This window comes from Saccharothrix carnea (genome assembly GCF_003014735.1).
GTDB lineage: Bacteria > Actinomycetota > Actinomycetes > Mycobacteriales > Pseudonocardiaceae > Actinosynnema > Actinosynnema carneum.
In genome coordinates this window covers 197508-211248 of record NZ_PYAX01000003.1, presented here as the reverse complement: position 1 = coordinate 211248, position 13741 = coordinate 197508, and the positions used below count along the sequence as shown (strand labels likewise).

The window sequence follows — 13741 nt, the reverse complement described above, 5'->3', positions numbered from 1 at the left end:
TGCCCGGAATAGATGCCCGCAAAGGACCTCTGAGGGAGAGCCATGACGACCGCTCAGGACGCAGTCACCTCGACTCCTGACGCCCCGCCCACCCACGGCGTGACGCTGACCGACGCGGCTGCCGTGAAGGCCAAGGCGCTGCTGGACCAGGAGGGGCGCGACGACATGCACCTGCGCATCGCCGTCCAGCCCGGTGGTTGCGCGGGGCTGCGTTACCAGCTGTTCTTCGACGAGCGCACGCTCGACGGTGACGCGCTGCGCGACTTCGGCGGCATGAAGGTGGCCGTGGACCGCATGAGCGCCCCGTACGTCGAGGGCGCTGTGATCGACTTCGTGGACACGATCGAGAAGCAGGGTTTCACCATCGACAACCCGAACGCCGGCGGTTCCTGCGCCTGCGGCGACTCGTTCCACTGATCGACCGCGATCGACGGAAGGCCCCTGCCACGGCGGGGGCCTTTTCCGTTGCGCCCGGTGGGACGCTGGAACCCATGACGCACACGCAGGTGCCCCACTTGGTGGGCCTGACCGTTCCGCAGGCGCGGAAGACGGGCCACGACGCAGGCGTGGTGGTCACCTCGCGTGACGTGGACGGCCCACCTCTGGCCGCCCTGACCTGGCCGGGCACCTGGATCGTCACCGCCCAGCACCCGACCGCCGGTGAACGGGTGCGCCGCGGCGCGCCGGTCACGATCGACTTCGAGGAGTACCCGGACGCGGGCGGCGCCGGCGACCGCGAACCACGCCACCCGCTGCCGAGGCGTGACGAACTCGAAGCCGACCCCCTGGAGGACCGGCTGAGTGACGGCTCGTGAGATCTCAGACGTAGACGTCCAGGTCGGCCACCTGGGCGTAGTTGGCGTCGTCCACCCGCCACGGCGTCACGGCGCCCGGCTCGGGGAGGGCACTGGCCTGCTCGCCGCGCAGCTCCAGCGGCAGTTCGGTGCAGTCCTCGATCAGCTCGGCCAACGTGTTCGCCTCGGTGTTCCTCACCCCGACGACCGTATGCGTGCCGAAGGCTTGACAAAAGCCCTACCGGGCGGTAGTACCGCCCGGTAGGGCCATCTCACACGTGCGCGGCCAGCGGTGTGGGTGCCGGGGACGTTGCGGGTCGCACGGTCAGCTTGCCGACCACCAGGGCCACCCCCACGCCGAGGATGGTCGACACGCCGCCCACGGTCCCGACCCACTGCAGGCCGAGCCCGCTGGTCAGCACCACGCCGCCGAGCATCGGGCCCAGCGCCGCGGCCACGTTGAACGCGGAGATGTTCACCGAGGCGACCAACCCGGCCGCCGAACCCGCCTGGCCCATCAGGTAGGTGTGGATCAGCGGACCCGCCGTGAACGCGCTCGCGCCCAGCACGAACACGCTCACCACGGCCGCCACCTTGCTCTCCAGCATCAGGCCCTGCGCCAGCAGCATCACGCCGAGCACGGCCAGCGGCACGGGCAGCACGCGGGCGATCCGGTCCGGCGGCACCTTGCCCGCCAGCGTGCTGCCGACCAACGTGCCCAGGCCGTACACGAGCAGCACGCCGGTCACCCAGCTCGGCTCGAACCCGCTGACCTCGCGCAGCGCGAGCGCCACGTACGTGAACGCGGTGATCAGGCCGGTGAACGACAGGATCGTGGTGGCCAACCCCAGCAGCACGGTCCGCTTGCCGAACGCGAACAGGCTGGCCCGCACACCGGGGTCGGGCTCGTGCGCGACCTTCGGCGTCCCCAGCACGACGCCGACCAGCCCGATCGCGGTCAACGCGCTGACCAGTACGAACGACGCCCGCCAGCCGTAGTTCTGGCCGATCAGCGTGCCCAGCGGGATGCCCAGGATGGTGGACAGCGCGACACCGTTGACGACCTTGGCGATGGCCGCGGTCTGCTTCTCCGGTGGCACGGCGGCGATGGCGACCTGGGACGCCACCGCGAAGAACAGGCCCTGGGCGAGCGCGGCCACCATGCGCGCCACCATGAGCAGGGTGTAGTCGTCGGCCAGGGCGCTGCCCGCGGAGGCCACCAGGGCCAGCGCCATGACGGAGATCAGGAGCTTGCGGCGCGCGATGCGCCCGGTGAGCACGGTGAGCACCGGACCGCCCAGGGCGACGGAGACGGCGTACGCGGTCACCAGCAGGCCTGCGGTCGGCACGTCCACACCGAGGTCGGCGGCGACCTCGGGCAGCACGCCGACGATGATGAACTCGGATGTCCCCACAGCGAAAGCGCTGAGCATCAGGATGAAGGCGATCACGGCGACGACGCTAAAGTGTGACACTGACGTCAGGGTCAAGGTTGCGTGATCGAGCGCTCTTTTCGACAGGAGTGGGAATACGTGCTGATCGGTGAGCTCGCGGAGAAGACCGGCGCCACGGTGCGCATGCTGCGCTACTACGACCAACAAGGCCTGCTGACACCCCAGCGCACGGACTCCCGCTACCGCGTCTACGACGAGTCCGACGTGGAACGCGTCCGCAGCGTCCGCTGCCTCATCAGCTCCGGCCTGAACGTGCGCCTGGCGCGACTGGTGCTCGCGCACGCGTTCGACCAGGACATCGAGCTGCCCGAGGACGAAGCGGGCTGCGTGCCCCTGCTGAACATGCTGAACGACGAGCTGGAGTCCATCGACAGCCGCATCGAGCAGCTGACCCGCAGCAAGGAGCACCTGGGCAAGCTGGTCGCCGACGTGACCCGGATCATGGCCGAGAAGGGCGACGGCAGGTGCCGGGTCGAACCGGTGGAGAAAGCCGGCTGAGTACGTGCGAAGGCCCCCGGCACGCGCACGCGCCGAGGGCCTCCACCAGCAACTAGAGCTTGACGGGGTAGTGCGGCTCCGGGACGACCGGGCGGATCCGGCCCTCCACGAAGATGCCGTGCCAGATCATGAACACCAGCAGCGCCCAGATCCGGCGGCTGTTGTCCGCCACGCCCGACCGGTGCTCCTCGATGACCCGCAGCACCGCGCCCTTGTCGATGTACTGGTCGGTCTGCGACTGGCGCACGTTCTCCACCGCCCAGTCGTGCATCTCGTCCTTCAGCCAGTGCCGGATCGGCACCGGGAAGCCCAGCTTGCGCCGGTTGAGCACGTGCGCGGGCACGATGTCGCGGATCGCCCGCCGCAACGCGTGCTTCGTCGTCTCCTTGGTCAGCTTCAGCTCAGACGGCACCTGCGACGCGATCCGGAACACCTCGGGGTCCAGGAACGGCACCCGCAGCTCCAGCGAGTTCGCCATCGTCATCTTGTCGGCCTTGACCAGGATGTCGCCGCGCAGCCAGGTGAACAGGTCCACGTGCTGCATCCGCGTCACCGGGTCCCAGCCCTCCGACTCGCGGTACGGCTGCGCGGTCACGTCCTTGTGCGACACGTTCGGGTTGTACGTGCGCAGCACCTGCCGCAGCTGGTCGTCCATGAAGATCCGGGCGTTGCCGTAGTAGCGCTCCTCCAGCGTGAGCGCACCGCGCCGCAGCAGGTCCTTGCCGCGCACGCCCTGCGGGATCTTGGTCGACACCTTGCCCATGGCCTTGCGCAGCGCGCCCGGCACCTTCTCGAACGGCGCCAGCGACAGCGGCTCGCGGTAGATCGTGTAGCCGCCGAACAGCTCGTCCGCGCCCTCGCCCGACAGCACGACCTTCACGTGCTCACGCGCCTCGCGCGCGATGAACCACAACGGCACCAGCGCCGGGTCAGCCACCGGGTCGTCCAGGTACCACGTGATCAGCGGCAGCGCGTCCATCATCTCCTGCGCCGTCACCGCCCGGACCACGTGCTTGACCCCGATCGCGGCGGCCGACTCGGCGGCCACGTCGATCTCGGAGTAGCCCTGCCGCTCGAACCCCGTGGTGAACGTGATCAGGTCCGGGTTGTGCTCCTTGGCCAGCGCCGCGACCACGGTCGAGTCGATGCCGCCGGACAGGAACGAGCCGACCGTCACGTCCGCGCGCATGTGCTTGGCCACCGAGTCGCGCAACGCCTCGGTGATCTCGTCGTACAACCGGTTCTCGTCCGCCTCGCCGCGCACCGTCCGCGGCCGGAACGTGGCCGGGAAGTACCGCTCGACCACGGGCTTGCCACCCGGCGTGAGCGTGAACGACGTGCCGGACTCGATGCGGTGGATCTCGCTCTGCAGCGACTCGGGCTCCGGCACGTACTGCAGGATCAGGTAGTGCTGGAGGGCCTTCTCGTCCACCTTCGGCTTGATGCCGATCGCGGGCGCCAGCTCCAGCACCGACTTCTTCTCGCTGGAGAACGCCACGCCACCGGGGCCGGCCGCGTAGTACAGCGGCTTGATGCCGAACGGGTCACGCGCGCCGAACACCACCCGGCGGGCCTTGTCCCAGATCAGGAACGCGAACATGCCGCGCAGCTTCGCCACCGCGGCCGGGCCCCAGTAGTGGTAGGCCGCCACGATGGTCTCGGTGTCGCCGTCGGTGGCGAAGACCGCGCCGAACTGCTTGGTCAGCTCCGCGCGCAGCTCCACGTAGTTGTAGATCTCGCCGTTGAACAGGATCGCGTACCGACCCTGCTGGTCGTGCGGACCCCAGTGCAGGGGTTGGTGCGAGTGCTCGATGTCGATGATGGACAGGCGGTTGAAGCCGAAGACGACCTCACCGCCCTGCCAGGTGCCACTCTCGTCGGGGCCGCGGTGGCGCATGCAGCGCAATGCCCCCGCCACCGCCGAGCGCGCCCGCTCGGCCTCGTTCTCGCCAGGGCAAACCAGTCCTACCAGGCCGCACACGCCGTAACACCCTTCGTGTCGTGTGGAGAAGACTCCAGTATGCCGGGGTGCCGGTGTGTGACCGAAACTGCACTCCACCGGGGCATACCCCGAGGGGTGACGTGCCATCCGCTGAGCTACGCTCCCGCATGATCCGGCATGGGCGTGGTCACGCCCTGCCTGCGAGATTTCTTGACGTTGAGTGGCGCGAGGAGGCGGCGAGCAGTGGGCCTGAAGGAGGGCACCAGGGCAGCCCGGCTGGCGAAGGTCGGCGGGCTGGTCGGCCTGGTCGGCGTCGGGGCCACGGGTTGCTCCACGGAAGAGGTGCTGCGCTTCGGTTGGCCGGTGGCCGTGACGCCGCAGGCCGAGGCGATGCGCGAGCTGTGGACCTGGTCGGTCGTCGCGGCTCTCGCGGTCGGCGTGATCGTGTGGGGCCTGATCCTCTGGTCGGTCGCGTTCCACCGCAAGAAGAGCGAAGAGCTGCCCCGCCAGGTCGCCTACAACCTGCCGCTGGAACTCGTGCTGCTGGTCGTGCCGACGATCATCGTGGCGGTCTTGTTCTACTTCACCGCCGTGACGCAGAACTACGTCACGGACAAGAGCAAGACGCCGGACGTCACGGTCGACGTGATCGCGTTCCAGTGGAACTGGGAGTTCCAGTACCCGCAGTACAAGACCGAGTCGGCGGACCTGCCGGTGAGCACCGTCGGCACGTCCGGCGAGATCCCGCTCCTGGTGGTGCCGCAGGGCAAGTCGATCCGCTTCAACCTGCGGTCGACCGACGTCATCCACTCGTTCTACGTGCCGGAGTTCCACTTCAAGCGGGACGTCTTCCCCGAGCCGGAGAAGAACAACCAGGACAACGCGTTCCAGATCGACCAGATCGACCGGACCGGGTCCTTCGTCGGCCGCTGCGCCGAGCTGTGCGGCGTCTACCACGCCGTGATGAACTTCGAGGTCAGGGCGCTGGAGTCGGCCGACTTCGACCGGTACATCGAGCTGCGGCAGCAGACCAACGACGACACCGGCCAGCCGTACACCGCCGCCGAGGCGCTGACCGAGCTGAACTGCGGCGAGCTGTGCACGCCGCACGCCGTGACGACCAAGCCCTTCGACACCGACCGGACTGTCCGCGAGGCGTCCGACGGTGGGAAGTAGGAGGACGCTGCGATGAAGGTCGAAGCCCGCATTTTTGACTTGGTGATGGCGTTCTCGTTCCTGATGGCCGTCGTGTACGGCTACTGGACCTGGGCGGACACCGGTTTCGTCGAGCCGACCGGCACGGTGGCGCTCGCGCTGACCGGTGGCCTGGCGCTGATCGTCGGCACGTACTTCCGGTTCGTCGCCCGGCGCATCGAGGTGCGGCCGGAGGACAACGCGGACGCCGAGGTCAGCGACGGTGCCGGTGAGCTGGGCTTCTTCAGCCCCGGCAGCTACTGGCCGATCGGCCTGGCGGCGGCTGCCGCGACGGCCGGGGTGGCGCTGGCGTTCTGGCACGTCTGGCTGCTGGTGATCGCCGTCGTGCTGGTGCTGATCGCGGTGGGCGGCCTGGTGTTCGAGTACCACACCGGTCCGGACCACAACTGAGCTGACGCAACACCAACGGGGGTCACCTTTCGGGTGGCCCCCGTTGTCGTCTTCAGCTCGGCCGTCAGGCCGCGGTGGCCGAGTTCTGGTAGCTGTCCACGTACTCCTGTTCGGACAGTTCCAGGATGCGGTAGACGATCTCGTCGGTGACCGAGCGCAGCACCGGCAGGGACTCGTGCAGGCCCGCGTAGCGGTCGAAGCGCAGCGGCTCGCCGAACCGGATCGTGATGGGGTGGACGCGGGGCAGCCTGCGGTCCACCGGCTGCACCTGGTCGGTGCCGATGAGCCCGACCGGGACGACCGGCGCGCCGGACTCCAGCGCCATCCGGGCCACGCCGGTGCGACCGCGGTGCAGGCGGCCGTCCAGCGAGCGCGTGCCCTCCGGGTAGATGGCGAACGCGCCGCCGTGGTCCAGGATGTCCTTGGCGGTGTCCAGGGACGCCCTGGCGGCCCGGCCGAGGCCCCGGCGCACGGGCACGTGGCCCAGGGAGCCGAAGAAGTAGCGGGAGAGGGCGCCCTTGACGCCCGTGCCCTCGAAGTACTCGGCCTTGGCGAGGAACGAGACGCGGCGCGGGACCACCATCGGGATCACGATGCTGTCGATGAACGACAGGTGGTTCGGCGCCAGGATCACCGGACCGTCAGCGGGCACGTTCTCCAGTCCTTCGACCCTCGGTCGGTAGACCAGCCGCGCGGTGGGCGCCACCACTCGTTTCATCACCGTGTAGAGCATGTGGACAGCATGACGCGCCCTCGTTGCGGGACGGTGAAAAGGTGGCCGTCATCTCTGGCCGCCCTCCCGGTCGTTCACGCCGGGTGCTCCGCGCACGGGCAGCCGACGCCCCTCCCGATCCACCGGTCGCCCCGGCTGTGGGCACGTCCCGGGTCGTGGCCAGAGGGCACCGGTCCGGTCTGGCAGGCCTGCCGGAACGGTGGACGCGACCGGACCGGCCCGTCGTGCGGGACCGCCCACGAGTGCCTGCGAGCCGTGCGGTGGACGGCCGGTGGGGTTGGCGCCGCTGGTACACGCCCTGCCCGAGGGCTCACCGCGGTGCCGCTGGTCGACTTGCCGCCGAGCCCCCTCGTCGTGGCGTGGGCCGGGACCGACCCGGGACCGCTCGTCCGCTCGTTCGCCCGCATCGCGGCAACGGTGTACGGGGGCCGGACGCCCCACCGCTGACCGCCGCTCAGGCGTCCGCGAGGGACTTCTTCAGCTCCGACGACCGCGCCGCCCACCGCCGCAGCAGGTCCGCCGCCGCACCCGAGTCGATCGCCTCGGCCGCCCGGCCCATCGCGCTCGCCAGGTCCGCGTGCAGGTCACCGGACAGCCCGCCGTGCGTGGCGAGCGCACCCGCGGCGTTGAGCAGCACCGCGTCCCGCACCGCACCCGGCTTCCCGGCCACCAGGTCGCGCACGACCTCGGCGTTCACCGAGGCGTCACCGCCCTTGAGGTCGTCGGCCGACGCGGGCGCGAGGCCCAGCACCGACGGGTCGATCCGGTCGGTCCGCACCTCGCCGCCATCGGCCACCCACACCGACGTGGTGGTGGTCGTGGTGATCTCGTCCATCCCGTCGTCACCGCGCACGACCAACATGGTGTTGCCGCGCCGCGCGAAGACGCCCGCGATCAGCGGCGCGAACGCCACCCGCGCGCACCCCACCAGGCCGACCTGCGGCTGCGCCGGGTTGGTCAGCGGACCGAGCAGGTTGAACGACGTGGGGATGCCGATCTCGCGCCGCGGCCCGCCCGCGTGCCGGAAACCGGGGTGGAACACCGGGGCGAAGCAGAACCCGATGCCCAGTTCTTCGACCGTCTGCTGCACGCCCAGGGGCGGCAGGTCGATGGCGACGCCGAGCTCTTCCAGCACGTCCGCCGTGCCGCACTTGGACGAGGCCGCGCGGTTGCCGTGCTTGACCACCGGCACGCCGGCCGCGGACGTGACGATCGCCGCCATGGTCGAGATGTTCACCGAGCCGGAGCTGTCACCGCCCGTGCCGACGATGTCCGCCGCACGCACGTCCACGGTGAACCGGCGCGCGTGCGCCAGCATCATCGTGGCGATGCCGTCGACCTCTTCCGGCGTCTCGCCCTTCGCCCGCAGCGCCACCGCGAACGCGGCGATCTGGGCGGGCGTCGCGGCACCGGACATCACTTGGTCCATCGCCCACGCCGTGTCGTCCTGCGTCAGGTCGACCCGGTCGACGAGCTGGTTGAGCAGCAACGGCCAGGTGCGCTCCACGGCGACCTCAGCCCCGGACGACGGGCAGCGCCGTCGAGCGCAGCACCTCGGCCACGGTCTCGGCGGCGGCCAGCGGGTCGAGCGGGTGCACCAGCACCGCGTCCGCCTGCGACCACGTCGCCAGCCACCGGTCGTCCTTGCGGCGCACCGCGACCACGATCGGGGGGCAGTCGGTGATCTCGTTCTTCAGCTGCCGGGACAGTCCCATGCCGCCGGTCGGCTGTGCCTCGCCGTCCAGGATCGCCAGGTCGACGCCGCCGTTGTCCATCTCGTACAGGACGTCGGCGATCGTGCCCACCTCGACGTACTCGACGCGGCCCAGGTCGGGCGCGGGACGGCGACCCACCGCAGTGATGATCGTCTCACGCACCTCGGGGCGGTGGCTGAACACCAGGATCCTGGTCGTCTGCGTGCTCATCGGCGCGATCCTCCGGCGGGTCGGGGTGCCAGGTAGCCAGATGTTATCCGGCTAACGTTGCGTGACTTGCAGTGCGTCCCACCCGATCCAGTCGCCGCCGAGGCGCTGGGCCAGGCCCGCCATCCGGGCCCGCTCCTGCGCGCAGTGCAGGGCGTCCAGCCGCTGCACCCGCAACGCGTGCCAGCGCTCGCCGTGACGAAGCTCCCAGCCGTCCGGCGCGAGCAGCTCACGGGCGCGTTCTACCTGGTCAGAGGGCAGTTCGAGGTGGTGTCGCAGCACCGCGGGCTCGTCCGGGCGCCACCGCGGCGAACGGGCCAGCGCCGCCGAGTCGGCCTCCGCGATGTCGAACGCCTCCACCACGACCGCCAGGCCGGGTGAATCGATCTCCAGTGCGGGTACACCCCGCCGCGCGCGTCGATCACGCCACCGGCTCAACAACCCCATGACCGTCCTCACCGTGCGTGTGACCCAGATGACCTGCGTACGTGCCCCGGACCCGATGGGCGGGGCGAAATCCTGCAAGCAATAATGCGTCGTGTGACAACGGCAGCGCCCTCAATCGGCCAGCGCGTGCACTCGCTGAACCGCCCGAACATGGTCAGCGTCGGCACGATCGTCTGGCTGTCCAGTGAGCTCATGTTCTTCGCGGGGCTCTTCGCCATGTTCTTCACGGTGAAGGCCCAGAACGAAGGCCCCTGGCCACCAGCACCGACGCACCTGAACGTGCCCTACGCACTGTTCTTCACGATCATCCTGGTGGCGTCCTCGTTCACGTGCCAGTGGGGCGTGTTCGCCGCCGAGCGCGGTGACGTGTTCGGCCTGCGTCGCTGGTACGTCGTGACGCTGATCATGGGTGCGATCTTCGTGGGTGGCCAGGCGTTCGAGTACGTCACGCTGGTCAGCGAGGGGACCACGATCCCCAGCTCGGCCTACGGCACCGTCTTCTACCTGACGACCGGCTTCCACGGCCTGCACGTGATCGGTGGCCTGATCGCGTTCGGCTACCTGCTGGTCCGCACGAAGCTGAGCAAGTTCACGCCCGCGCAGGCGACCTCCGCGATCGTCGTGTCGTACTACTGGCACTTCGTCGACGTCGTCTGGATCGGCTTGTTCGCCGTCATCTACATCGTGCCCTGACCAGCTCGAACCCCGAACTCACACCAGCAAGGGTTGCCGCACACATGACCACCAACACCACACGGGCCCGGAAGCGCGGCACCAAGCTGCGCCGGCGGATCTCGGGCCTGCTCGCGCTGGGCTTCGCGCTGCTGGCCGCGGGCTTCCTGTTCAGCGCCCTCGCGCCGCAGCCGCAGACCGCGCAGGCGCAGGACGACCCGGCGCAGGTGCGACTGGGCGAGCAGCTCTACAACAACACCTGCATCACCTGCCACGGCAAGAACCTCGACGGCGTCGAGGACCGCGGCCCCAGCCTGATCGGCGTGGGCGAGGCGGCCGTGTACTTCCAGGTGTCCTCCGGTCGCATGCCCATGGCCCGCCAGGAGGCGCAGGCGCTGCGCAAGCCGTCGAAGTTCACGCCGGAGGAGGTGGACGCCATCGGTGCGTTCATCCAGTCCCGCGGCGGCGGCCCGACGACCCCCGAGGAGCGCGGCGAGGCGCTGCGCGGCGAGGACCCGGCCCGCGGCGGCGAGCTGTTCCGGCTCAACTGCTCGGCGTGCCACAACTTCACCGGCCGCGGCGGGGCGCTGTCGTCCGGCAAGTTCGCGCCCGAGCTCGACGGCGTGTCCGAAGAGCAGCTGTACACCGCGATGCTCACGGGCCCGCAGAACATGCCGAAGTTCTCCGACCGGCAGCTCACGCCGGAGGAGAAGGAAGACATCATCGCTTACATCAAGTCGGTGACCGACGGGAACAACAACCCCGGCGGCGCCCCCCTCGGCGGCCTCGGGCCGGTTTCGGAGGGTCTGATCGCGTTCATCGTGGGTATCGCCGCACTCATCGGCGTGACCCTCTGGATCGGAGCCAAGGCATGAGCGGCGTGAAGCCGAACGAGCTGCCCGACGAGGCGGAACTCGCCGGGATGAGCCGGGACGAGCTGGTCAAGCTCGGTTCCGCGATGGACGGCGTCGAGCTGGTCCACTACGAGGACCGCTGGCCGGTCAAGGGCACCCGCGCGGAGAAGCGCGCCGAGCGGCTGGTGGCCCTGTGGTTCACCATCGCCGCGCTCGCCGGCCTCGCGTTCCTGGTGGCGTTCATCTGGTGGCCGTGGAAGTACGAGGCTCCGCACACCGGCGACCACATCCTGTACAGCCTGTACACGCCGGTCATCGGTTTCACGCTGGGCCTGTCGATCCTCGGCATCGGCGTCGGCGCTCTGCTGTACACGAAGAAGTTCATCCCGGAGGAGCTGGCCGTCCAGCAGCGCCACGACGGCGGTTCGGCCGAGGTCGACAAGGCCACGATCATCGCCAACCTGGCCGACGCGGGCGAGCGCTCCACCATCGGCCGCCGGTCGCTCATCAAGCGCACCGCGGGCCTCGGCGCCGGCGTGTTCGGCCTCGGTGTGCTGGCCGTGCCGCTCGGCGGTCTGATCCGCAACCCGTGGGCGAACAGCGACTCGAAGGACTCGCTCTGGCACACCGCGTGGAAGTCCGAGAACGGCGAGAAGGTCTACCTGCGCCGGCACACGGGCAACTTCCACGAGGTCGCGCTGGTGCGCCCGGAAGACCTCGACGCCGGTGGTTTCGAAACGGTGTTCCCGTTCCGGGAGTCGGAGCGTGACGACGAAGAAGCCCTGGTCCACTCGTTGAAGCGGGCCGACAGCCCGGTCATGCTCATCCGCCTGCGCCCCGGCCAGTCCGTGGTCAAGCGCGCGGGCCAGGAGGACTTCAACTACGGCGACTTCTACGCGTACTCGAAGATCTGCACCCACCTCGGGTGCCCGACTTCGCTGTACGAGCAGCAGACCGGCTTGCTCCTGTGCCCCTGCCACCAGTCGCAGTTCGACGTCTTCCACTACGGCAAGCCCCGGTTCGGCCCGGCGACCCGCGCCCTGCCGCAGCTTCCGATCACGGTTGACGAGGACGGATACTTGATTGCCCGCGGCGACTTCATCGAGGCCGTGGGTCCGGCGTTCTGGGAGCGTAAGTCATGAGTGGCATCACCACGCCGACAAAACGGCAGGGCGCGGGCGCCCGCGTGGCGGGTGGCGCCGCCAAGTGGGCCGACGACCGGTTCCACATGGCTTCCGGCATGCGGAAGCAGCTGAACAAGGTCTTCCCGACGCACTGGTCGTTCCTGCTCGGCGAGATCGCGCTGTACAGCTTCATCATCCTGCTGCTGTCGGGCACCTACCTGGCGCTGTTCTTCGACCCCTCCATGGAGGAGGTCGTCTACAACGGCAGCTTCGTGAACCTCCAGGGCATCGAGATGTCCCGGGCGTTCGAGTCGACCCTGCAGATCTCGTTCGAGGTGCGCGGCGGCCTGTTCGTCCGCCAGGTCCACCACTGGGCCGCGCTGCTGTTCATGGGCGCGATCGTCGTGCACATGTTCCGGATCTTCTTCACGGGTGCGTTCCGGCGCCCGCGTGAGATCAACTGGGTCATCGGCATCGTGCTGTTCATGCTGGGCGCGATCGAGGGCTTCCTCGGCTACTCGCTGCCCGACGACCTGCTGTCCGGCACGGGCCTGCGGGTGATGGCGGCGCTGCTGATCTCGTTCCCGGTGGTCGGCACGTGGATCAACTGGCTGGCGTTCGGCGGCGAGTTCCCCGGCGTGGAGATCATCCCCCGGCTCTACACGCTGCACATCCTGGTCATCCCGGGCATCATCCTGGCGCTGATCGCGGTGCACGTGGGCCTGGTCTGGTACCAGAAGCACACGCAGTTCCCGGGCGTGGGCCGCAAGGAGACCAACGTCGTCGGCGTGCGCATCATGCCGGTGTTCGCGGCCAAGGGCGGCGGGTTCTTCGCCGTGGTCGTGGCCGTCACGGCGATCATGGGCGGCATCTTCCAGATCAACCCGATCTGGAACTTCGGCCCGTACAACGCGGCCCAGGTGTCGGCGGGCGTGCAGCCCGACTGGTACATGGGCTGGACGGACGGCCTGATCCGCCTGTGGCCCGCGTGGGAGCTGTACCTGGGCAACTACACGGTGCCCGCGCCGTTCCTGCCGTTCATGCTCGGCCTGCCGCTGCTGACCGGTCTCGCCGCGGTGTACCCGTGGATCGAGCGCAAGATGACCAAGGACCACGCGCACCACAACCTGCTGCAGCGCCCGCGCGACGTGCCGGTCCGGACGTCGCTGGGTGTCATGGCGATCTCGTACTTCATGGTGCTGCTGCTCTCGGGCGGCAACGACATCATCGCGATGAAGTTCGACATCTCGCTGAACGCGATGACGTGGATGGGCCGCATCGGCATGCTCCTCGTCCCGCCGCTGGCCTACTTCATCACCTACCGCATCTGCATCGGGTTGCAGCGCGCGGACCGCGAGGTGCTGGAGCACGGTGTCGAGACGGGCATCATCAAGCGCCTGCCGCACGGCGAGTTCATCGAGGTCCACCAGCCGCTGGGCCCGGTGGACGACCACGGCCACCCGCTGCCGCTGGCCTACCAGGGCGCGTCGGTGCCGAAGAAGATGAACAAGCTGGGTTCGGCCGGGCACCCGGTGCCGGGCAGCTTCCTCACCCCGGACCCGCGGGAGGAGACCGCCGCCCTGGCCCGTGCCCGGGCCGAGCGCGGTGTCTCGTCGGATGCCCTGACCGGGGAGAACAAGGCGGCCGGCGAACTGGCCGGCAAGCCTTCTCAGCCGGAGGACTGACCGGGCGTTCA

General features: G+C 69.4%; 16 protein-coding genes. 9 read left to right on the top strand and 7 right to left on the bottom strand.

Features of this window, described 5'->3' with window-relative positions; all coding sequences use genetic code 11:
* The first annotated feature begins 42 nt into the window (after positions 1 to 42).
* Positions 43 to 417, top strand: coding sequence for a HesB/IscA family protein (locus tag B0I31_RS09240; protein ID WP_073886506.1), 375 nt, complete (start codon positions 43 to 45; stop codon positions 415 to 417).
* Between the two features lie 74 nt (positions 418 to 491).
* Positions 492 to 815: a PASTA domain-containing protein gene (locus tag B0I31_RS09235; RefSeq protein ID WP_106614923.1), complete on the top strand. Its 324-nt coding sequence runs from the start codon at positions 492 to 494 to the stop codon at positions 813 to 815.
* A 4-nt stretch (positions 816 to 819) separates the two neighbouring features.
* On the opposite strand, the gene B0I31_RS40480 is transcribed toward B0I31_RS09235, so the two are convergent.
* Together B0I31_RS40480 and B0I31_RS09230 are read right to left on the bottom strand one after the other, a co-directional pair.
* Positions 820 to 993, bottom strand: coding sequence for a hypothetical protein (locus tag B0I31_RS40480; RefSeq protein ID WP_181320074.1), 174 nt, complete (start codon positions 991 to 993; stop codon positions 820 to 822).
* Positions 994 to 1066: 73 nt separating this feature from the next.
* Positions 1067 to 2245 (bottom strand): MFS transporter, encoded by a 1179-nt coding sequence (locus B0I31_RS09230; protein ID WP_245949770.1) that lies wholly within the window; start codon positions 2243 to 2245, stop codon positions 1067 to 1069.
* 81 nt (positions 2246 to 2326) lie between these two features.
* On the opposite strand from B0I31_RS09230, the gene B0I31_RS09225 reads away from it, so the two are divergent.
* Positions 2327 to 2746, top strand: a complete 420-nt coding sequence (locus B0I31_RS09225) for a MerR family transcriptional regulator (RefSeq protein ID WP_106614922.1) — start codon at positions 2327 to 2329, stop codon at positions 2744 to 2746.
* 52 nt (positions 2747 to 2798) lie between these two features.
* Here the strand turns inward: B0I31_RS09225 and asnB are convergent, their stop codons facing one another.
* A complete protein-coding gene (gene asnB / locus B0I31_RS09220; protein WP_106614921.1) occupies positions 2799 to 4727 on the bottom strand; it encodes an asparagine synthase (glutamine-hydrolyzing) in 1929 nt (642 codons plus the stop codon).
* Between the two features lie 204 nt (positions 4728 to 4931).
* Between asnB and ctaC the strand changes: the two genes are divergently transcribed.
* Positions 4932 to 5864 (top strand): aa3-type cytochrome oxidase subunit II, encoded by a 933-nt coding sequence (gene ctaC, locus B0I31_RS09215; RefSeq protein ID WP_245949769.1) that lies wholly within the window; start codon positions 4932 to 4934, stop codon positions 5862 to 5864.
* Between the two features lie 12 nt (positions 5865 to 5876).
* On the top strand, positions 5877 to 6293 hold the full coding sequence (locus B0I31_RS09210; RefSeq protein WP_106614919.1) for a cytochrome c oxidase subunit 4: 417 nt from the start codon (positions 5877 to 5879) through the stop codon (positions 6291 to 6293).
* 64 nt (positions 6294 to 6357) lie between these two features.
* On the opposite strand, the gene B0I31_RS09205 is transcribed toward B0I31_RS09210, so the two are convergent.
* The 4 genes from B0I31_RS09205 to B0I31_RS09190 all read right to left on the bottom strand — a co-directional run bounded on the left by B0I31_RS09205 (position 6358) and on the right by B0I31_RS09190 (position 9395).
* Positions 6358 to 7026 carry a lysophospholipid acyltransferase family protein gene (locus tag B0I31_RS09205; protein ID WP_106614918.1) on the bottom strand — a complete coding sequence of 223 codons (669 nt, stop codon included), beginning with the start codon at positions 7024 to 7026 and terminating at the stop codon, positions 6358 to 6360.
* 454 nt (positions 7027 to 7480) lie between these two features.
* Entirely contained in the window at positions 7481 to 8533 is a 1053-nt protein-coding gene (trpD, locus tag B0I31_RS09200; protein ID WP_106614917.1) for an anthranilate phosphoribosyltransferase, read from the bottom strand.
* A gap of 7 nt (positions 8534 to 8540) precedes the next feature.
* Complete coding sequence (locus B0I31_RS09195) at positions 8541 to 8951, bottom strand: hypothetical protein (RefSeq protein ID WP_053719970.1); 411 nt, start codon at positions 8949 to 8951, stop codon at positions 8541 to 8543.
* 51 nt (positions 8952 to 9002) lie between these two features.
* Positions 9003 to 9395, bottom strand: a complete 393-nt coding sequence (locus B0I31_RS09190) for a hypothetical protein (RefSeq protein WP_106614916.1) — start codon at positions 9393 to 9395, stop codon at positions 9003 to 9005.
* An 84-nt stretch (positions 9396 to 9479) separates the two neighbouring features.
* Between B0I31_RS09190 and ctaE the strand changes: the two genes are divergently transcribed.
* The 4 genes from ctaE to qcrB are packed head-to-tail and all read left to right on the top strand — an operon-like array spanning position 9480 to position 13730.
* Positions 9480 to 10088, top strand: a complete 609-nt coding sequence (ctaE, locus tag B0I31_RS09185) for an aa3-type cytochrome oxidase subunit III (protein ID WP_106614915.1) — start codon at positions 9480 to 9482, stop codon at positions 10086 to 10088.
* Between the two features lie 44 nt (positions 10089 to 10132).
* Complete coding sequence (qcrC, locus tag B0I31_RS09180) at positions 10133 to 10942, top strand: cytochrome bc1 complex diheme cytochrome c subunit (protein WP_106614914.1); 810 nt, start codon at positions 10133 to 10135, stop codon at positions 10940 to 10942.
* Positions 10939 to 12063 (top strand): cytochrome bc1 complex Rieske iron-sulfur subunit, encoded by a 1125-nt coding sequence (qcrA, locus tag B0I31_RS09175; protein ID WP_106614913.1) that lies wholly within the window; start codon positions 10939 to 10941, stop codon positions 12061 to 12063. The genes qcrC and qcrA overlap by 4 nt, the downstream gene beginning before the upstream one ends.
* The gene (qcrB, locus tag B0I31_RS09170) at positions 12060 to 13730 is read left to right on the top strand and encodes a cytochrome bc1 complex cytochrome b subunit (protein WP_106614912.1); all 1671 of its coding nucleotides are present in this window, start codon (positions 12060 to 12062) and stop codon (positions 13728 to 13730) included. The genes qcrA and qcrB overlap by 4 nt, the downstream gene beginning before the upstream one ends.
* Positions 13731 to 13741 lie beyond the last annotated feature (11 nt).